The 20,197-nt window shown below is 41.8% G+C and carries 17 protein-coding genes; 4 read left to right on the forward strand and 13 right to left on the reverse strand.

Annotated elements, in window-relative coordinates; all coding sequences use genetic code 11:
* Positions 1–36 precede the first annotated feature (36 nt).
* Positions 37–1,272: an ATP-dependent RNA helicase SrmB gene (gene srmB / locus QUD85_RS12680; RefSeq protein WP_093326619.1), complete on the forward strand. Its 1,236-nt coding sequence runs from the start codon at positions 37–39 to the stop codon at positions 1,270–1,272.
* Positions 1,273–1,324: 52 nt separating this feature from the next.
* Here srmB and aqpZ read toward each other — a convergent pair whose 3' ends face one another.
* From aqpZ to yaaA, 4 genes are all read right to left on the reverse strand, one after another.
* A complete protein-coding gene (aqpZ, locus tag QUD85_RS12685; RefSeq protein WP_281241736.1) occupies positions 1,325–2,035 on the reverse strand; it encodes an aquaporin Z in 711 nt (236 codons plus the stop codon).
* Positions 2,036–2,133: 98 nt separating this feature from the next.
* Positions 2,134–3,924 (reverse strand): TIGR03545 family protein, encoded by a 1,791-nt coding sequence (locus QUD85_RS12690; protein WP_093326616.1) that lies wholly within the window; start codon positions 3,922–3,924, stop codon positions 2,134–2,136.
* Entirely contained in the window at positions 3,921–4,442 is a 522-nt protein-coding gene (locus tag QUD85_RS12695) for a TIGR03546 family protein (protein WP_093326614.1), read from the reverse strand. The genes QUD85_RS12690 and QUD85_RS12695 overlap by 4 nt, the downstream gene beginning before the upstream one ends.
* A 90-nt stretch (positions 4,443–4,532) precedes the next feature.
* Positions 4,533–5,309, reverse strand: a complete 777-nt coding sequence (yaaA, locus tag QUD85_RS12700; protein ID WP_093326613.1) for a peroxide stress protein YaaA — start codon at positions 5,307–5,309, stop codon at positions 4,533–4,535.
* 278 nt (positions 5,310–5,587) lie between these two features.
* Between yaaA and QUD85_RS12705 the strand changes: the two genes are divergently transcribed.
* Both QUD85_RS12705 and QUD85_RS12710 read left to right on the forward strand, forming a co-directional pair.
* Positions 5,588–5,761, forward strand: coding sequence for a DUF3545 family protein (locus QUD85_RS12705; protein WP_093326611.1), 174 nt, complete (start codon positions 5,588–5,590; stop codon positions 5,759–5,761).
* Between the two features lie 116 nt (positions 5,762–5,877).
* Positions 5,878–7,215, forward strand: a complete 1,338-nt coding sequence (locus tag QUD85_RS12710) for an IS4 family transposase (protein ID WP_093332494.1) — start codon at positions 5,878–5,880, stop codon at positions 7,213–7,215.
* Between the two features lie 58 nt (positions 7,216–7,273).
* On the opposite strand, the gene parC is transcribed toward QUD85_RS12710, so the two are convergent.
* From parC to QUD85_RS12750, 8 genes are all read right to left on the reverse strand, one after another.
* Positions 7,274–9,571: a DNA topoisomerase IV subunit A gene (gene parC, locus QUD85_RS12715; protein WP_093332079.1), complete on the reverse strand. Its 2,298-nt coding sequence runs from the start codon at positions 9,569–9,571 to the stop codon at positions 7,274–7,276.
* Between the two features lie 91 nt (positions 9,572–9,662).
* Positions 9,663–10,823: a GGDEF domain-containing protein gene (locus QUD85_RS12720; RefSeq protein ID WP_093332081.1), complete on the reverse strand. Its 1,161-nt coding sequence runs from the start codon at positions 10,821–10,823 to the stop codon at positions 9,663–9,665.
* The gene (locus tag QUD85_RS12725) at positions 10,814–12,685 is read right to left on the reverse strand and encodes a diguanylate cyclase (RefSeq protein ID WP_093332083.1); all 1,872 of its coding nucleotides are present in this window, start codon (positions 12,683–12,685) and stop codon (positions 10,814–10,816) included. Before QUD85_RS12725 ends, QUD85_RS12720 begins: the two co-directional genes overlap by 10 nt.
* A 37-nt stretch (positions 12,686–12,722) precedes the next feature.
* Positions 12,723–14,612, reverse strand: a complete 1,890-nt coding sequence (gene parE / locus QUD85_RS12730) for a DNA topoisomerase IV subunit B (RefSeq protein ID WP_093332086.1) — start codon at positions 14,610–14,612, stop codon at positions 12,723–12,725.
* Between the two features lie 93 nt (positions 14,613–14,705).
* Complete coding sequence (locus QUD85_RS12735; protein ID WP_093332088.1) at positions 14,706–15,311, reverse strand: YqiA/YcfP family alpha/beta fold hydrolase; 606 nt, start codon at positions 15,309–15,311, stop codon at positions 14,706–14,708.
* A 3-nt stretch (positions 15,312–15,314) separates the two neighbouring features.
* Positions 15,315–16,064: a metallophosphoesterase gene (locus tag QUD85_RS12740; RefSeq protein WP_093332091.1), complete on the reverse strand. Its 750-nt coding sequence runs from the start codon at positions 16,062–16,064 to the stop codon at positions 15,315–15,317.
* On the reverse strand, positions 16,064–16,516 hold the full coding sequence (locus QUD85_RS12745; RefSeq protein ID WP_093332094.1) for a DUF1249 domain-containing protein: 453 nt from the start codon (positions 16,514–16,516) through the stop codon (positions 16,064–16,066). The genes QUD85_RS12740 and QUD85_RS12745 overlap by 1 nt, the downstream gene beginning before the upstream one ends.
* Complete coding sequence (locus tag QUD85_RS12750) at positions 16,509–17,138, reverse strand: NUDIX domain-containing protein (RefSeq protein WP_093332096.1); 630 nt, start codon at positions 17,136–17,138, stop codon at positions 16,509–16,511. The genes QUD85_RS12745 and QUD85_RS12750 overlap by 8 nt, the downstream gene beginning before the upstream one ends.
* Positions 17,139–17,332: 194 nt before the next feature.
* Between QUD85_RS12750 and tolC the strand changes: the two genes are divergently transcribed.
* Positions 17,333–18,673 carry an outer membrane channel protein TolC gene (gene tolC, locus QUD85_RS12755; protein WP_093332099.1) on the forward strand — a complete coding sequence of 447 codons (1,341 nt, stop codon included), beginning with the start codon at positions 17,333–17,335 and terminating at the stop codon, positions 18,671–18,673.
* Between the two features lie 47 nt (positions 18,674–18,720).
* Here tolC and hldE read toward each other — a convergent pair whose 3' ends face one another.
* Positions 18,721–20,157: a bifunctional D-glycero-beta-D-manno-heptose-7-phosphate kinase/D-glycero-beta-D-manno-heptose 1-phosphate adenylyltransferase HldE gene (gene hldE / locus QUD85_RS12760; RefSeq protein WP_093332101.1), complete on the reverse strand. Its 1,437-nt coding sequence runs from the start codon at positions 20,155–20,157 to the stop codon at positions 18,721–18,723.
* Positions 20,158–20,197 lie beyond the last annotated feature (40 nt).

Here is a 20,197-nt window from a genome sequence, read left to right on the forward strand (position 1 = left end):
CATTAAATGCGTTACACGCAAAAAGGTTACTAATACATGTTTGAGCAATTTGACCTAGATGAAGCGCTGCTTGGCGGCATTCAAGCATTGGGTTACAAGAAACCTACATCGATACAAGAATTGGTATTGCCTGAGGCTATGGCAGGTAAAGATGTACTTGCAAGCGCGCCTACAGGCACGGGAAAAACAGCCGCATTTTTGTTGCCAGCTGCTCAACATTTGTTAGATTACCCGCGCACTAAACCTGGATACCCAAGAGTACTTGTACTTACCCCTACCCGCGAACTCGCCATGCAAATCAGTGACCTTAACAGCGACCTGACAAAACATACTCAAATTAAAACAGGGGTTATTACAGGCGGTGTCAACTACGGTAGTCATAAAGATATTTTGACGAGCACCACTGACATGCTTATCGCGACACCGGGTCGCCTGCTTGAGTATATAGAAAACGAACAGTTTGATGCGCGTGAAATTGAAATCCTTATTCTAGATGAAGCCGATCGTATGTTAGATATGGGGTTTGCTGAAACGATTAATCGTATTGTCGGTGAAGCTCGTTGGCGCAAGCAAACCTTACTGTTTTCTGCAACGTTAGAAGGCTCTGCAGTCCTTAAGTTTTCTAAAGACATTCTTAATGAACCTGTCTTTTTGGAATCAAATCCTTCACGCAAAGAAAAGGCTAAGATTCATCAATGGATTCATCTAGCTGATAACAAAGAACATAAGTTTGCCTTGTTATCACATATTCTCAAACAAGAGGAAGTGACAAGAGCTGTCGTCTTTGCCAATAAACGTGAAACAGTTCAGTTTTTGCAAGGCAAGTTGCTCTCTGAAGATATTCGAGCTGCTTGGCTCGAAGGTGAAATGCCTCAAGATAAACGTAACAATGCCATCGATCGCGTTAAATCTGGTCGAGTAAACGTACTTGTTGCTACAGATGTTGCTGCTCGCGGCCTAGATATTGACGATATTACCCATGTCATCAATTATGATATGCCTCGCAAAGCAGACATCTATCTACACCGTATTGGTCGCACCGGCAGAGCAGGTAACAAGGGTACTGCGATTTCGTTGGTTGAAGCACATGACATGTTATATATCGCTAAGATAGAGCGTTATATGAAAGAGAAATTCCCGAGGCGTGTTATAGACTCCTTACGTCCAATGCACAAAGAAGCGAAGGTTCCACTTAAAAAGCCAAAAGTGAAAAAAACCACAGCACAAAAGAAAGCAAAAGCGAAAAAAATTGCCAAGCGTAAAAAGAAATAAAACGCGAATAACGATGTTTAACTTATAAATAAAGGGGCTTTCGCCCCTTTTTTTATTCGCTCTCTTTCGCGAACATATTATAAAGTTTAGCGCCGATGAATCCACCGACAATTGGTGCGAGCCAAAACAGCCAAAGCTGAGATACGGCCCAATCACCAACAAACACAGCAACACCTGTACTACGTGCTGGATTAACAGACGTATTTGTTACTGGAATACTGATTAAGTGAATCAAGGTTAAACATAAACCTATCGCGATAGGCGCAAAACCCGCCGGTGCGCGTTTATCAGTTGCACCCATGATAACGATAATAAATACAGCAGTAAGCACCACTTCCGCTACCAATGCTGCCGTCATTGAATAACCACCTGGCGAGTGCTCACCAAAACCGTTCGAAGCAAATCCAGAGGCAACGACATCAAAGCCTGCTTGACCGGTTGCTATGACGTAAAGAATACCACCACCAATAACACCACCTATGACTTGCGCAACGATATAAGGCAATAGTTCTTTTGTTTCGAAACGACCGCCAGCCCACAAACCAACCGATACCGCGGGATTAAGATGACATCCTGAAATGTGCCCGATAGCATATGCCATAGTCAACACGGTTAAACCAAATGCCAATGACACCCCTAAGAGACCAATGCCCACATCGGGAAAACCTGCTGCTAAAACAGCACTACCACAGCCCCCTAAAACTAACCAAAAAGTACCTATACACTCTGCAACATATTTATTCATATTTCTTTCCTTCTTCAGAAATGAAATCAATACGATACTGCTGTATTAATTGTAGCTACTATCAGATTATTATTATCGGTTCTGATAGATCACCTATCGGCAATACTTTTTAAAAGTTAGTTGAATAAATCACCCAACTTTTCTTTAATCTTATTCTTTGCTTTATCTTCCAACTGTTTCTTTTGCGCTTTCACAACGTCTGAACTCATTAAATCATTGAGCGCTTGATCTGTATTGTTTAGCAATTTATCCAATGACACTATTTCTTGGCCTGCTTGCGCATTTAGGTTTGTTGCACCAGCAATTTTTTCATTCAAGCCCGCTTGCACCTTATTTTGAAAAGATGCGACTTTGTCGCTAACTTGCTTTTGCAATACTTTAGATAACAAATTGTTTAAAGGTGACGTAATCGAAAAGGATGGTTTTTGCCATGGACCAGAAGCGACAACAACTAAACTAAATTGTTGTGCGTCGTTTAGTGTATCAACTACACTACCATTGATTGAAGAGCTATTGCCGCCAGCAAAGTTTACGTCAGTTAAATTTGCGGTTGTTTTTGCTTTAAGCTCACCGTTAATCAATGCTAACTCACCGTTACCTTGCATGGCACCTTGGGTTAATGTTAACGAAAACTTGTCGCTATCTTGTAGTACTTTGTCAGTCAGTTTTATATTTTCATAATGCCAATCACTGTCAGCTTCATATTCACCGCTTTCGAGTGATTTATAACGAGCACTAAAGTCTGCTTTACCCTCGCCCATTAAATCATCTGAAGCAAGCTTGATAGCAGACGGTTTATTCCTGATCCAATGTTGGTGAGTAAGCTCTTCACCCGAGCCTGTCATAAAGCCTTGTGGTGTTTTTACTGACAGCGTTAATTGCTCTATCAAAAAAGAGGGCATGGGATTTTCTTCTTTGAAATATACAAAACGTCCCTGGCTGCGTTTTTTCTGAACTTGCTCTTGGTTGTCTTCACCAGCACTTAAAAAAGGTGCAATGGCATCCATTCCTTTCTTCAAATATGCATAGTATTGTCGTGCTTGAGCGCCGAACAAAATATGGGCAAAGTCTGCTGTATCAATTTTATCTAGCTGATACTTTTCCTTGATTAGTTGCCAATCTTGACCCGGTGCATCCTTTACATCTTTTGCGGCTTGCGCAAGTACTTTTTTCGAATTAGCTAACTGTGTTTTTGCCGCTTCGACCTTTGCTTTATCCGCTTCAAACTGCGCTTTTAAGGCATCAAACTCTGTTTTAATAGCGTTTACATCGTCTACCGTTTTAACCTTACGTTTTGACAGCGCTTTAACTTTTTGTTGGTACTGCTCTAGAACCGCTTTATCAGGTAAGTCATCTTTTAGTGACGCTAGTGCTGCTTTCTCTTGCTCGTAAACTTGTTTAAACGCCTCAGCTGATTGGTAGCTTCTCAAACCGGCGTCAGCCATCAAGTCATCCACATTGGGCAGTGAAATATCAACGCTCGGCATTACCGCTTTCATTTGATCTTTAAATGAAGCGTCGTCGTCTGCGTCACTGGCAACAAAAACCTCACCAGCACGTGTGCGCTTTTCACCAAACGCTAGTTCTTCTAGCGCCATTTCTCTAATAACTGTTTTACCAAATAGATACTGCCAAAAATCTAACGATGCTGTTGCTCTATTAAATGAGACCAGATTATATTCAGGACGTTCTTTATCTGTTGCCTGAAACTGTATGACCGTCAAGCTCAATGGTGAATAGGTTATCTCAACCGCTTCAACATTAACTTCGGCACCTGTATATAACCCAACACCATATTCTATGCCACGTTTGACCGCGCTCTCTGCAATGAGATAGACAAACGCCAGCAGTAACGCCAAGAATACTAAAAAGCCAATTAGGCCTTGCCAACGGATAAATCGCTTCATATCGTTTCTCCTTGGCCGGCGAACTTGAGATAAATACGATAAAACTTACTTGCTTTGATCGCTTTGACTATCTTGAATTTATTGATATAGGCCATGACTTTGTCGCGATACTTCTCAACTAAAAACTTAGCGATAAAATAAATCGGCACTAACAACAACCAGCCGAGTACGACAGCCCCAAGCATGTAGGTATGATGGAAGTGAGCTAACTTGAACAAATTGATTTGGTATAGGCTGTTAAACAACCCATTGAGAGCAGGTGACGTTAGTAAAGATTCACCGATACTAACGATAAGAGGTGATAGCGGAAAACTAGCAAGTTTAGCTAAGCCAATGGTTAGTATAAATGCGCCCAAATTCACTTTAATTAGCGCGACGATAAGAATGATGAACAAACCATGTACTGAGAAAATCGGCGCTAAACCGACCATAAAGCCCAAGGCAACTGCCAGTGCAATTTGACGACTTGAGCTTTCAGAATTAAGTGCTTTTAAAAGCTTGGCTAACAAAGTGAGCATCAATTCTCCTTAAAAGAGCACTTTGCACTTCGTGTTAATATTTTTATGTTACATTCAATATTAACACGAATTTTACAATCTCAAAGCGAATTATGCTTCTTGCTTACGAGTGAAAACCCAGTCATTACCTTTCGATAGAGATTCATTGTAACTATAACCCGCTACATCGAATTGTTTCACTTGCTCGACATCAGTGATTCGGTTTTCGATGATATATCTTGCCATCAGGCCACGGGCCTTCTTAGCAAAGAAACTAATCATCTTATATTGGCCATTCTTCCAATCTTTAAATGCCGGTGTAATGATGTCTGCATTTAACTGCTTTTTCTTCACCGATTTGAAATACTCATTCGAGGCAAGGTTCACTAGCGCTGTAGTGTTACTGCTCGCTATAGCGTCATTCACTTTATCGGTAATAATGTCACCCCAAAACTGGTACAGATTGTCACCGCGCTCATTCTTTAACTTAGTACCCATTTCTAAGCGGTACGCTTGCATTAAATCAAGTGGCTTTAGTAATCCATACAAACCCGAAAGAATACGCAAATGCGATTGTGCAAATGCAAAATCTTCCTCTGAAAATGACGCGGCATCTAACCCCGTATATACATCGCCATTGAAAGCTAGCACAGCAGGTCTTGCGTTGTCTGGTGAAAATGGTTGTTGCCACTCGCCAAAACGCGCAGCATTGAGTCCAGCGATCTTATCGCTCACACCCATCAGCGATGAGATATCTGCAGGTGAAAGTTGCTTACACTGATCAATCAATAATTGGCTATGGGCCAATAACTCTGGTTGTGAAAATGTTTGTGTCGCTAGTGGTGACTCATAGTCTAGATTTTTTGCTGGTGATACAAGCATTAACATCGTTTTGGTCTCTTTCTTACACGTTAAATTAATTGTTTTGCACTATAACACAGGCAGCAAGAAAACTACCAAATGGAAATGTCGATTAGCGCAATCGATTAAACCAACATCTATTATGCTTATTTGCAATTAACTTAAGCAATTTTGGTATACATAATGAACGCCTTGTTATCCGTACAAAAAATTACAAATCAGTAAAAAAATCGTAAAAAAAGGATTTTATTCTTAGAAAAGATGTGATATTAAAAAGGTGCAGTTGTCTAAAAAAGGAGCATTTTATGGATAGTTTCCAACAAGTATTGGATACCCTTGGCAAACAACAAAAAAGCAGTGGGGGAAATAATAAAAAACGTAAATGGCGAGAGATTGAACAACTGAAAGAGCAGTTTGAATTAGAAAAAGAACTTAAAACATACGATGACTCATTAGAGCACATGCTAGACGAATTCTAGTCAGATAAAAAAGCCCAGCATTAGCTGCAATGCTGATCTATTAAGAATGTGATCAGTTGACCGATCCAAATGATCGTGCAAAATCCGTAGTCAGTTTTCTGATTACGGATTTTTTTATGCCTGCCTTCACCCAGTTTCACGATTTTATCGAAGAATCCCCAGTAGATATTGCCAAGTTAACCACCTTTTGTGAGCACATTCCTGACGATTGGGTTTATCAAGCGACAGGGTTGTCAGCCAAAGCTACAATCCGAAGACGGCGTTTGCCCAGTGATATGGTGCTTTGGTTGGTAGTTGGTATGGCATTTTTTAGAAACGAACCGATTGCTGAAGTAGCAAGGCGTATGAACATATGTGCTGAAGGCTTAGCTGATGAAAAACTTTTAGCTAAAAGTGCATTAACCGAAGCGAGAAAACGTCTTGGCTCTGAATCGATGGCATGGCTATTTAGGCAATGCAGCAACCAATGGGGATTAGAGCGTTACCCAGGTGACACTTGGCACGGCCTTCAGGTTTTTGCTGTTGATGGGGCTTTATTTCGCACAAATGATACGCCTGAATTACGTGAGCATTTCGGCTCTGGAAATACGAGCACAAATCGGCAAACGCCATTTCCTATGTTAAGGCTCGTGACGCTAATGAATGTTCGCTCTCATGTGATTGTTGATGGCGATATAAGCCCTTATCGAAAAGGTGAAATTCCTCTCGCAAAGGGGTTCATGGATAAGTTGCCAGATAACTCAGTTACCCTACTAGACAAAGGTTTCTATAGCGCAGAGCTACTTCTGGGTATAAACAAACTGGGAGACAACAGTCATTGGCTTATTCCCGCAAGAAAAGGTTTAAAGTACACGCTGCTCGACAAGCAAGAAAGTAATGACCAATTGGTCGAGATGAAGGTCTCCCCTCAGGCAAGAAAGAAGAATCCTGACTTACCGGAAACTTGGAAAGTTAGGGCTGTAACGTATGAAGTTGCTGGCAAAGTAAAAACGGTATTCACATCATTACCTCGTGATAAATACAACGCTCAAGATGTTGCCGAGTTATACCATGAGCGTTGGGAAATTGAGCTAGGTTACCGAGACATCAAATCATCAATGCAACACAATGCGATCACCCTTAGAAGCAAAACAGTTGATCTTGTATATCAAGAGTTATGGGGACTTGTGCTGGGTTACAACCTTGTTCGAAGAGAAGCTAGTCAAGCGGCCGTTTCTCATCAAAGAGCTCCTAACGAAATTAGTTTCAAATATGCTTGCCAGTTCATCGCCAGTCAATTGAAAGTGATGGCAAAAGCGCTATCACCTGGTAATACACCAAAACGATTAGCTCAGCTTCGAGGTGACTTGACCATGCTCTTCAAAGAAAACCGCCCTAGGCCATCAAGACCTAGGGCGGTAAAGATATCAAAGACCCGTTATCCAATTAATCGCAATGCTGCTCCACTAAAGTGAACAGCATTGCAGCATTAGCTGGGCTTTTTGTTTTAAACCTTACTACAGTTAATTTGCATTAATCCTCTGTCGCCGATTCGTCCTTCGCTTCCTCAACTTCGCTTGGTAATTCCATTTCAATGCTATCAACGCGTTGTAATCCTCTTGGCAGTTTGTTGCCTCTTCTGCCACGCTCGCCTCTATAGTGTTCAATATCTGCTGCTTTAAGCGTAAGTTTTCGCTTACCTGCATGCAAGGTCACCGCACTGTCTGAAGATATAACTTTGACTAGAGTGACATATTCTTCTCGCGATTTTGCGCGTGCCGATGGAATATTGATTATTTTGTTCCCTTTACCTTTACTTAGTTCAGGTAAATCTTTCACTGGGAAGACCAGCATTCGACCTTCGGAAGTGACCGATAACACCAAGTCGTTGTCAAAATCATTGATCGACTGTGGTGGCTGCACTTTTGCCGCCGTTGGCAAACTGATAAGCGCCTTACCATTTTTATTACGACTGATCATGTCTTCAAACTTACCAACAAAGCCATAACCAGCATCGCTACTTAATAGGTAACGTTGACCATCATCCGCCATGACTGCCTGTTCAAAGGTTTCACCCGCAACCAAATTAAAGCGACCCGTTAAAGGCTCACCTTGGCTACGTGCACTTGGCAAGGTATGAGCATCCGTTGCAAACGCTCGTCCTGATGAGTCTATAAACACCACAGGTTTGTTGCTACGTCCGCGAGCACTGCATAAAAAAGTATCTCCCGACTTATAGTTCATTGCACTAGGGTCAATATCATGACCTTTGGCACAACGAGCCCAGCCTTTCTCCGATACAACAACAGTAACTGCTTCACTTGGCACTAGATCTTTTTGCGACAAGGCTTTTGCCTCACCACGCTCAACTAGGACTGACCTGCGCTCATCACCATATTTTTCTGCTGCCTCAATAAGCTCTTTCTTCATCAAGGTATTCATACGGGCTTTAGAGTTTAAAGTTTTCTCTAAATAGTCGCGCTCTTTACTCAGCTCTTCTTGTTCGCCACGTATTTTAATTTCTTCTAATTTGGCAAGTTGTCGCAATTTAATTTCTAGTATTGCATCCGCTTGCTTTTCCGATAAAGAAAAGCGGCTAATCAACTCAGCTTTAGGGTCATCAAAATTGCGAATGATTTCTATCACTTCATCTATATTGAGATAGGCGATAAGTAAACCATCTAAGATGTGCAATCTAGCCAATACTTTATCTAGTCGATACTGCAAACGTTTTGTAATTGTGTCTCGTCTAAACACCAACCACTCAGACAAAATATCACGCAGATTCTTAACCGCTGGTTTTGCATCAAGCCCAATCATGTTGAGGTTAACGCGATAGTTTTTCTCTAAATCTGTTGTCGCAAACAGATGTTGCATAACTTGTTCAACATCTACACGATTTGAACGCGGTACGACTACTAATCTGATCGGGTTTTCGTGATCAGATTCATCTCTCAAATCAACCACCATAGGTAGTTTTTTGGCCTGCATTTGAGCTGCTATTTGCTCTAAAATTTTAGCGCCACTTGCTTGGTGAGGTAACGCGGTAATAACGATTTCACCGTGCTCCATTTCATACTTAGCACGCATTTTAATGCTGCCACGCCCTTGCTCATAAATTTTCGTTATTTCATGTTTAGGCGTAATAATCTCTGCGTCTGTTGGATAATCAGGACCTTGCACAAACTCAAGTACATCAGCTACGTCTGCTTTAGGGTTCTCGATTAAATGGACACAGGCATTAGTAATTTCTCTGACATTGTGTGGCGGGATATCCGTCGCCATACCAACGGCAATACCGGTAATACCATTAAGTAAGATGTGAGGTAATCGAGCGGGCAGCGTTTTAGGTTCTTTCATGGTGCCATCGAAGTTAGGAATCCAATCCACAGTACCCTGCCCTAACTCAGACAGCAGTACTTCACTAAACTTCGACAGGCGTGCCTCGGTGTAACGCATCGCCGCAAACGATTTAGGATCATCAGGAGCACCCCAGTTTCCCTGTCCATCTACCAGTGGGTAACGATAAGAGAACGGTTGCGCCATTAGCACCATAGCTTCGTAACAAGCTGAGTCGCCGTGAGGGTGAAACTTACCTAACACATCACCAACTGTACGCGCCGATTTTTTATACTTAGCAACGGCTGACAAGCCCAGTTCGGACATGGCATAAACAATTCTTCGCTGTACCGGCTTAAGGCCATCTCCAATATGTGGAAGTGCGCGATCCATGATCACGTACATCGAGTAATTTAAGTAAGCGTCTTCAGTAAATTGTCTTAAAGGTACCTGCTCGATCCCTTCAAGGCTTAGGTCAATAGCGTCTGACATAATGATGAGTGTCCCAAAATATTACGCACGAATAATTTTAATGATGATGTGCTAACAACAAGCTTATCGCATCTTTGAATGGCTTAAAACCCTAATAACACATTACCGCATTCTTACCTTGCTCTTTGGCGCGATACATCGCGACATCGGCTTGCTTGAGTAAGGATGAAAAGTCGCTATCTAGCGTATGGCTACTACTGATGCCAAAACTCGCAGTGATGTATTTCCCTTGAGGTAAAAAGCCATATTCTTGTTGGCACAGCTTTTCTTGAATACGCTTGGCTATTGAAGTTGCCTCTTCTATCGACGTATTTGGCAGAACGACGACGAATTCTTCGCCACCAAGTCGTGCAAAAATGTCACGTGCACGCAAAACATCCTTTGTCACTTTGGTTATTTTCTTAAGCACGCTGTCACCGATATGATGGCCGTGGTTATCATTGATGGCCTTAAATTCATCTAAGTCGAATAAAATCAAGCTAATGCTTTTGTTGCTCGCAGCGTGCTCAGCTAATAGTTGCTCTCCTTGTGAAAACAAACTTCTGCGATTGATGAGACCTGTAAGGCCGTCTCTTTCAGCGAGATAACTTAGCTTTTGCTTAACAATCAATTGTCTAACTACTGCGATGGCAACAATTGAGCATAATAGAATCAGTAGGATATTGTTCCGCCTAGCAATGCTATTTTTTTGCTGTGCCTGTTCCAGTGACAATGCCACCAATTCCTGCTCTTGCACTAGCAACTGATGTTGTTGGCGTTTTTTGACAGAATTGTACTCAATCTCTAATTGCGTTATTTGAATTTCGCGCTCAAGCTGTTGCTGCACTTGATACTTTTCTACGTATGTCTTTCTCTCTTGTAAGGCAGATTTATAATCACCAAGTTCTTGGTATGCCGACGACATCAAATGATGAATGGCGGCAAATTTTTCGCGATGAAGTTGGCGCTCAGGGATCTCACTAGCAAGCAATAGTGCTTTTTTACAGAGCTCAATCACTGTGACTGCATCATTTTCTCGCTTGGCTACTTCTGCTTTGGCAAACAACAACAAATATTGCTCAGCAGGATTTAATACATAATCCTGTTGCTGAGCAAACGCTATGTTTTCCTTAGCTTGATTGAGGGGTATCTGATCCACATTTGCAAGTACATGAATGGCTGCCCGTAGCGGCAATTCAGCACGTTGAAAACCTTCAACGGGTAAAACTAATAATATGATAAAACATAACGCAAGCCTGTTAATTAGTAACATACCCTATCCTTCCCTGCTCGCTTCGCTTCGTAAAGATGTTTATCTGCAACGATAGCTAAATGTTCAAAGGTATCCGCCATGTCTTGTTGTACCGCTATACCAATACTCACTGTTTTTGCATGCGCACCCGCTACTTGCCAATGTATTTTTGCTAACATTTCTCTAATGCGGTTGGCGATTTCAATGGCTTGTTGCAAGGTTATTTTGGGTAAAATAGCAATGAATTCTTCACCACCTAAGCGCCCTAGTGCATCGTCTGTTCTTAAGGTAGATCGAATACTGTTTGCTATTGTGCGTAACACCTCGTCGCCAACATCGTGGCCATATTTATCATTCAACGCCTTAAACTCATCAACATCTATCATCATCACCACTAACGGTTTTTGAGCGTCTTTACTGCGGCGCAGCATCACTGGCCCAAGTTCCATAATAGCGCGTCTATTGAGTACACGAGTTAAGTCATCAACCGTGGTTGCCATGGTTAATTTTTTTCTATTTTTTACCAAACGATAAGCAACAAACAGCAAGGTTAATAGGCAGAGCAATAGCAAAACACTGAACAAACTTTTTTGTTCTATTTGCTCTTCGTGGGCATCAAGCTCGAGCTGACTAATTTCCTTATTTTTCTGCAGTATTTCTGCTTCTAATCGCTGTTCTAATTGCTCGAATTTAAGGTGATTGGCATCTACTTCTCTTTTATTTATCGCTGTTAAGTAGGAAGTATAACGACGTTCAAAATCATTATAGAGTTCAAATGCTTTTTGATAGTCCTGCTTTTGTTCATATATTCTTGCACGTATACGAGAGGCTCTTAGCCTTACGTACATAACACTGTCATGGGGTATTTGGAGAAGCAGTTCATCTATCTCTGCCATCGTTTCAAGAGCAGAGTCAAAACGCTCTACTTCAGCCAAAATTTGCGCCTTTTCTAATAGGGAATCTATCAGCTCGAGGGGTGATTCGATTTGTCGAGCCAATCGCTCCGCAATATCGACGTATTCCAGGGCTTTAGTTAAGTTTCCATTGTCGGATTTAACATGAGCAGAAGCTAAATTAGCAAAAATACCGGCTAATACCTCTTCCGAGCCGTCTTCTTCAACCGACTCTATTGCTTCAGTTAGAATGAATATCGCCTTATCATGCTCTTCACTATTGATATAAGCGATACCAATATTTCTCGCTAAGCCAAGTGCTTCTAAAGGTTGCTCTAACGACTTGTAAATATCATATGAGCGTTGGTAGTAATTGATTGAACGTTGTTCTTTATTAATGTTGCCATAAAGAACGCCCAACACATTATATACATATGCTAAAAGCTGCTGATCTTGCAATTCTTGCGCAATTTGAAGTGCTTCATTAAGTGTTTTTATAGACTCTTCGTATCGATAGGTTTGATAATAAACAGCGCCTAAGTCCGTTAAGCCAGAGGCGATACTTTCTTGATCGTCTAAGATTCGAGAGAATGAGAGTCCACGTTCATAGTCATTTTCAGCTGCATCCAGCTGACCTTGTACTTCGTATGCGTAGCCTCGACTGTAATACAAAAGTTGCAAACATCGGCTGGGTTTACCCAAGCTATTTGCTAGTGTCAGCCCCTGATCTGCAATCTCTATGGCTTGTTTGTACAGGCCTAACTGATTAAACACTTCTGCTTGGTTTTGATAGAAACGAACCCGCTCTCCTTGCGAGGCTGTTGGTAGGTGCTCTGCCAGTTTGTTTAACAACAATTGAGCTTGTTCAGCGTCATTGTCTTTGACTGACTCAATATAGAGAATACGTTCTTTAAAGGTAGCGTTATCAGCAACACATAAGGGCGCGGCAGCAAAAATAAAAATCAATAAAACAACTTTGACTACTGGCACGTTATTCCCTTATTTACTGCACATCGAGCGGTATTAACTACAACTCAACTAGGTCGCCTTTATTCTGCAACCAGCTTTTGCGGTCACCACTACGTTTTTTGGATAACAGCATATCCATCATTTCCATTGTCTCGTCGTGTTCGTCAACGGTCAGTTGTACCAAACGGCGAGTATTTGGATCCATGGTCGTTTCTCGAAGCTGCATAGGGTTCATTTCACCCAATCCTTTAAAGCGTTGTACGTTTACTTTACCTCGTTTTTTTTCTGCTTCGATTCGATCTAATACGCCATCTTTTTCTGATTCATCAAGCGCGTAATAAACTTCTTTGCCTACATCGATTCGATATAGGGGTGGCATCGCTACATATACGTGGCCGGCTCTAACAAGCGGCAGAAAGTGCTGTGTAAATAAAGCGCACAGTAATGTCGCTATATGCAAGCCGTCGGAATCGGCATCAGCCAAAATACAGACCTTGCCATATCGCAATGCAGATAAATCTTCACTTTCTGGATCAATGCCTAAAGCGACAGATATATCATGGACTTCTTGTGACGCAAGAATTTGACCTGATTCAACTTCCCACGTATTAAGAATCTTACCTCGCAGCGGCATAACTGCCTGAAACTCGCGATCACGCGCTTGTTTCGCACTACCACCGGCTGAATCACCCTCTACAAGGAACAGTTCTGTTTTCTCGCTTTCTTGACTACCGCAGTCAGTCAACTTACCAGGTAAAGCAGGCCCCTGAGTGACTTTTTTACGCACAACTTTCTTCGCGGCGCGCAAACGCCTTTGCGCGTTAGCAATACAAAATTCAGCCAGCGCTTCTGCTATTTCAGTATGCTCATTGAGCCATAGCGAAAATGAGTCTTTAACAACGCCCGTGACAAATGCTGCGCTTTGGCGCGAAGATAGGCGCTCTTTCGTTTGCCCAGCAAACTGAGGGTCAGCCATTTTTATCGACAGAATATATGAACACTTATCCCAAATATCATCAGGCGTTAGCTTTACACCTCTTGGGATCAGGTTTCTGAATTCACAAAACTCACGCATAGATTCCAGTAAACCCTGTCTTAGACCATTAACATGGGTACCGCCTTGAATCGTCGGAATTAAGTTTACGTAACTTTCACCAATACTATCGCCACCTTCTGGGAGCCAAGTAACCGCCCAGTCAGCCGCTTCACTTTGTGCACTAAAACTCCCAACAAACGGCTCTTGAGGTAGACTTTCAAACGCTTTAACAGATTCTTTTAAATAGTCTCTTAGGCCATCTTCGTAACACCACTGATGTTTACTATCATCGTTTTTATCGTGAAATTTGATCGTTAAACCAGGGCATAAAACCGCCTTGGCTTTTAACAAATGAATTAAACTTTTGGCTGAAAATTTTGGTGAATCAAAGTAACTACCATCAGGCCAAAATTTAACACGAGAACCGGTATTACGTTTACCAACCGTGCCAACTTCAGTTAATTCTTGTACTTTTTCGCCATTCTCGAAGGCCATTTCAAACACTTTGCCATCGCGTTTAACAGTTACATCAACGCGTGTAGACAAGGCATTCACAACAGATATACCAACACCATGCAAACCACCAGAAAACTGATAGTTTTTATTGCTAAATTTGCCACCAGCATGGAGTTTACAAAAAATTAATTCTACCCCTGAAACACCCTCTTCTGGGTGAATATCAGTGGGCATACCTCGACCATCATCGAGTACTTCCAAAGATTGGTCTTTATCCAGAATAACCGTGATGTTTTTACAGTGACCTGCCAGCGCCTCATCGACAGAGTTATCAATGACTTCTTGGCCTAAGTGATTAGGGCGGTTTGTATCGGTATACATGCCCGGGCGACGCCTAACTGGCTCAAGACCACTTAAGACTTCAATAGAATCAGAATTATATTGTTGTTCACTCATGAATATTTAGAATCGTTGTTATAGTGAAATTTACAGCTAATAAGTACAAATTGCCTTAATACAAGCTTCAGGTCAAGGCATTAAAAAAGCAGATTATGCTTGGGCAACACGCAAGGACAATTTTTGTTCAAAGAACTGGCCGATACGCGGCAATTGGCGCTCGTAATTAACAAAGCTATGATCGCCACCTTTTTCTACTAGCAGATCTGTTTTTGCGTATTTTTTTTGTGCTTGACGATAGTCGAGTACCTCATCACCGGTTTGTACCAGTACTTTAAACAGTGATGGTTCAATGGCGTCAATAAATAGTGAACGCAATTGTTCCATATGCTGAGGTAGTACTTGATATACCTCATGCGTGTATGGGTTCGTTTGCTCTCCAATAAAATCCTGCAACAATTCAAAAGGTTTTACCGCCGGATTAATCAATACCGCAGGAGCATTGTACTTAGTCGCTAAGTAAGTAGAAAAATACCCCCCTAGCGAAGAGCCCATAAACAGCCACTGCGTATCAGGATACTCATCGACAATGCTTTGTAATTGCGATATGGCCTCTTGCGGCGAATTTTTTAACTGCGGGCATACAAAGCCAATATCAGGGAAGTGTTCATTAAAATACTGTTTAGTTTGCTCTGCCTTTACGGATAACGGCGATGAATTAAAACCGTGAATATAGAGAATAGAGACGTTGTTATTCAATACTTACTCCAAATAATGGCATTGCGTTGTATAGCTGCCATCTTGATAGAATTGCCAAATGCGTAAGCCCGGCCTTATAGACGCGGCAACTAAGTCCGCTGGGTGCTTATCGAATTCAATCGACGTAGCTGGGCAAGTGTATACGTTGCAACAAAGACCTGTGTCTTCTTTGCTAAATTTCAATCCTTTGTGCACATGGCCACAGGCTACCAGTTTTACATTATTATGCTCTGTTAAAGCAGGCCAAAATGATGCGCTATTCTTTAGGCCATGGCGATCTATGAAATAACCTACGGGAACAGGATGATGATGCATGAACAAGGCTATATGTCGCTCCGCATCAAATTCAGCTAACTGGGCTACATCAAAATACCCTGCAGGCGTATCAGATGTAGAGTCTGTAAAAGCACATTGCCAATAGGCTGTTTTAAGCGAATTTGCTTGCACAAAGGGGTTGTCATTGAGGACGGTTTGTAAATAGTGGCTGTCATCATGATTCCCAGGCAAAACATAAACGGGTATACGTATATCGGCACCTTGAAATGCATCAACAAACCTTTGATAAGATGCTTCACTGTGATCTTGCGTCAGGTCACCCGTAAAAACAATCGCATCCAATGAAAACTGTTTACTATACTCGAGAACTTCAACAAGGTTGTTGTAGACAGATGCACCAAAATGTAGTCCATCTTTCTCTGCAAAAAGGTGGCTATCCGAAATTTGAAGAATGGAAAGATCTAATTTAGACGTCATTAAACAACCGACTCAGATATCCTGCCTTGTTCAATACACATGTTTAACCATTCTTTTAAAAATTGGTTAATTTGCATTTTTTCATCCGGCAATTTCATTTCTTTATTTGGATAAGGGTATTTTGGTTTTATTTGCCTCACCCCTTGACTTGAAATCACCTCTGCAACGCGCGCGTCATGATAAAGGCGCACCTCCATCGTCGGTGTAATCATAGTGGGAATGGCGACATTTTGTGCATTAGCTACCTGTTCTAAATGAACCAACGTGGTGTACTTGGTCACTTCTTTTATGTCCAGAGTCAGAGTTAAATTTGTAGCAACATTGAAGACTAGCGAATGCCCCTTTTTCTCATTTTTCACTATCAACCGAGACAACAAGGCATAGTTTTGTGCACACAACCGCATTAATTGCGCAAGGCTTGGATGATAAGGTTTTGTGCCAAATTTAGTCATGAGTAATTGTGTTGTAGTGTAAAGCCAACCATTGTAGCGCAATTATAGTCGAAGCATTAACAATTTCGCCTTTCTCAACCATGGATAAAGCATGCTCCCTTGATACTTTATGCACTTTAATATCTTCATGTTCATACTCCACACCAAAGACGCCGCAAACATTTTTACTATCAACGCGCGCTACAAACATGGTTATACGTTCGCTGGTGCCACCTGGACTGGTGTAATAAGTAAAAACTTCACGCAAATCTGTTGGCTTAATGTCAAGATTTGCTTCTTCCTTTGCCTCGCGTATGGCCACATCAGCAGGTGACTCTCCAGTGTCGTACATACCTGCAACACATTCCAACATCCAGGGGGAATTAGCATCTTTTAATGCGCCTGCTCTAAACTGTTCTTGCAACACGACCATATCTTCAATGGGATCATACGGAAGCACAACAACGGCGTCACCTCGTTCAAATACTTCTCTCGAAAATACCTCTGTTGACCCGCCGTTGAACAGCGCATGACTTATCTGGTAACACTCTATTTTAAAAAAACCTTTGTAGTATGTTTTTTTGGCATGAACCGTTGCATCTAGTTTGGTAAAAGTGGGCTTTAGCATGGTTTTCTCTTTCATAATTGTTCACTTGTTTCAACAAAGTGGCTTAAACCCGCATAAATCTTAAGCCATACATGGTGATTGCTTATCCTTTCTTAAATATTTTGTTACACTAGATCGCATCGGTAAACATTTATTTTATTTGGCTTTAATACAAAGCCGTGTAGGATAAACAAAAAATAAAAGCAGCTGACATTAGGAATTGCTTATCTATGAAAAGAACCATTTCATCTTTACTAATTGGTTTGGCTTGGATTGCCCCATCTTCAGCAGAAGATCTAAAAACAGTTTATGAACAAGCAAAAGCAAATGACCCGGTTGTGCTTAAAGCGCAAGCGTTGTATTTGGCTTCAGAAGAAAGTGTTGATGTAGCGCGTTCAGTGTTATTGCCGCAAATCAACGCAAATGCTAGCGCAGGCTTTAGCAGCACAGAATCTGATCGTCTCGGGACTGTCATTGAATCTGAAGGTACCACGGTAGGCTGGGGTGCCAGCCTAAACATGCAACTTTATCATCACGATTCTTGGTTAAACATGGACATTGCAGACATGCAAGCCCATCAGGCGGACATTGCCTTTCAAGCAGCGAAGCAAGACTTGATATTACGCGTAACACAAGCCTACTTCGATGTGCTTCAATCTGAAGATGATTTAGAATTTGCAATCGCCGAAACAGCTGCCATCGAACGCCAGCTTGAACAAACTAAGCAAAGATACTCTGTTGGCTTAACGGCCATTACGTCGGTACATGAAGCACAAGCACAATACGATTCTTCAGTTACTGAACAGATTCGAGCTGAAAACGAACTTGCGAATTCAAAAGAAGCACTCCGCGTGCTTACCAATGTTTACCCTGGTCCACTACATAAGTTAGATATCGCGAAGTTTAGTACGACACGGCCAACACCTGATAGTGCTGATGGCTGGCAGCAATATGCGGAAGATAAAAATTTAGACCTGATTTTTCAAAAAATTGGTGTCGATATTGCCAAACAAAACATCGACGCGACTCGCGCAGGTCATTACCCAACGTTAGACTTGGCCGCCACTTATGATTCAGATTCAACAGAACCTGATGTAGGTAATGATTTTTACAACGACCAGTTGTTTGTTGGTGTGCAGTTCAACCTACCTATTTATTCAGGTGGTAGAACATCAAGTCAAACTGACGTCGCACAGAATCAATATGTTGCATCTAGCCAAGATTTAGCACAAACACATCGACAAGTTGTGCAAGTGGCACGCAATTCATATAACTTAGTGATTGCGGCTATCTCGGCGATTAGAGCATTCGAACAGTCGGTAGTTTCAGCAGAAAGTGCGCTTAAAGCGACACAAGCCGGTTTTGATGTAGGTACTCGTACAATCGTTGATGTTTTGGATAGTACACGTAATGTCTACAATGCCAAAAGAAATCTATCGTCAACACGTTACGGCTATATCAGCGCTATTTTAACGTTGAAACGTGCAGGGGGCATGATTACAGAGCAAGACCTGCTTGATATCAACAAAGGCTTAATTCCAGCAGAATTAGCGCCGCCAACAACGAATTAGTTTTCTGTTTCAAACTAAAAAGCCCAAGACAATGTCTTGGGCTTTTTTTATGACGTTTCGGCGTTATCTTTTATCACTTGGATAATGTTTGATGTTGATATGCCTGCTTCAAAATTAAGCACCTGCACGTCACCACCGTTAGCAAAGACTTCTTTAGCCCCTGCAATTTCATCAACATGGTAGTCACCGCCTTTAACAAGAAGGTCTGGTAAGATATCTGCAATCAGTTGTTGCGGCGTATCATCAGAAAAACTTACAACCCAATCGACTGCGGTAAGCCCGGCAAGCACTTCCATGCGCTGAGCTAAAGGATTAACCGGACGAGACTCGCCTTTCAACGTTCGCACCGAATCGTCTGAGTTTACGGCAACAATTAATCGATGCCCCATCTCTGCCGCTTTGTTCAAATAAGAGACATGTCCCGCGTGTAATATATCGAAACAACCGTTGGTCATTACAATGCGCTCACCCTTTTCTTGCGCTGTTTGCACAAGCACTTTCAATTGCTCTTTTGAAACAACTCCTGATTTAGTGGCATGCCATAAATCATTTCTCGAACGCAATTCATCTTTAGTTACGTTTGATGTCCCGAGCTTACCTACTGCTATTCCCGCAGACAAATTAGACAGCGTTGCGGCTTGCTGCAGATTAGTTGACGCAGCGATAGCTATCGCCATAGTTGCGATAACAGTATCGCCGGCACCTGTGACATCAAAAACATCTTGTGCTTGAGTAGGAATATGAAAAGGTGGTTTGTTAGGTTCAAATAACGTCATACCATGTTCACTACGCGTTAATAGAAGCGCACTGAGCGAAAAGTTATTAAGCAACCGTTGCGCCTTTTCAGTTACAACCTGCTCTGAATCGCATTTACCCATAATGCGTTCAAATTCCGACATATTAGGCGTGAGTAAATTAGCGCCTCTGTATTTATCAAAAGAGGGACCTTTTGGGTCAACTAACACCGGAACTCCTTGTGCAGTTGCTAATTCGATCAATTCGCGACAATGCGATAAAGTTCCTTTGTTATAATCTGACAAAACAATTAAATCATGTGTTGCTAGCAGTGCTTGAGCAACCGTTACCAGTGATTCTTTTGAAAGCTCATGCATAGGTTCTTCAAAATCAACACGTAACATCTGTTGGTGGTGGCTAACAACTCTATGTTTGGTAATAGTTGGAACATCTGGAGAGCGAATAAGATGATGCGTGATCCCTTGTTCGTTTAACAGCGATTGCACACTATCCGCGGCTTCATCTTGACCAACTAGTCCTATCAAGGTTGCTTGCCCACCAAGGGCTTGAATATTAGAAGCGACATTAGCTGCACCGCCAAGCCTGTCTTCACTTTGTGCTACATTTACAATGGGTACTGGTGCTTCTGGAGAGATTCTGTTGGAGCTTCCATGCCAATAGCGATCAAGCATAACGTCGCCAACTACCAGTACGTTTACCTGAGAAAATTCAGGAAGTTCTACTTTCATCCTTAGTTCCTTAATGGATATAATATGGTTAGTGTAACAT

Origin of the sequence: Thalassotalea agarivorans, from assembly GCF_030295955.1 — a bacterium.
In the GTDB taxonomy this organism is placed as follows: domain Bacteria; phylum Pseudomonadota; class Gammaproteobacteria; order Enterobacterales; family Alteromonadaceae; genus Thalassotalea_D; species Thalassotalea_D agarivorans.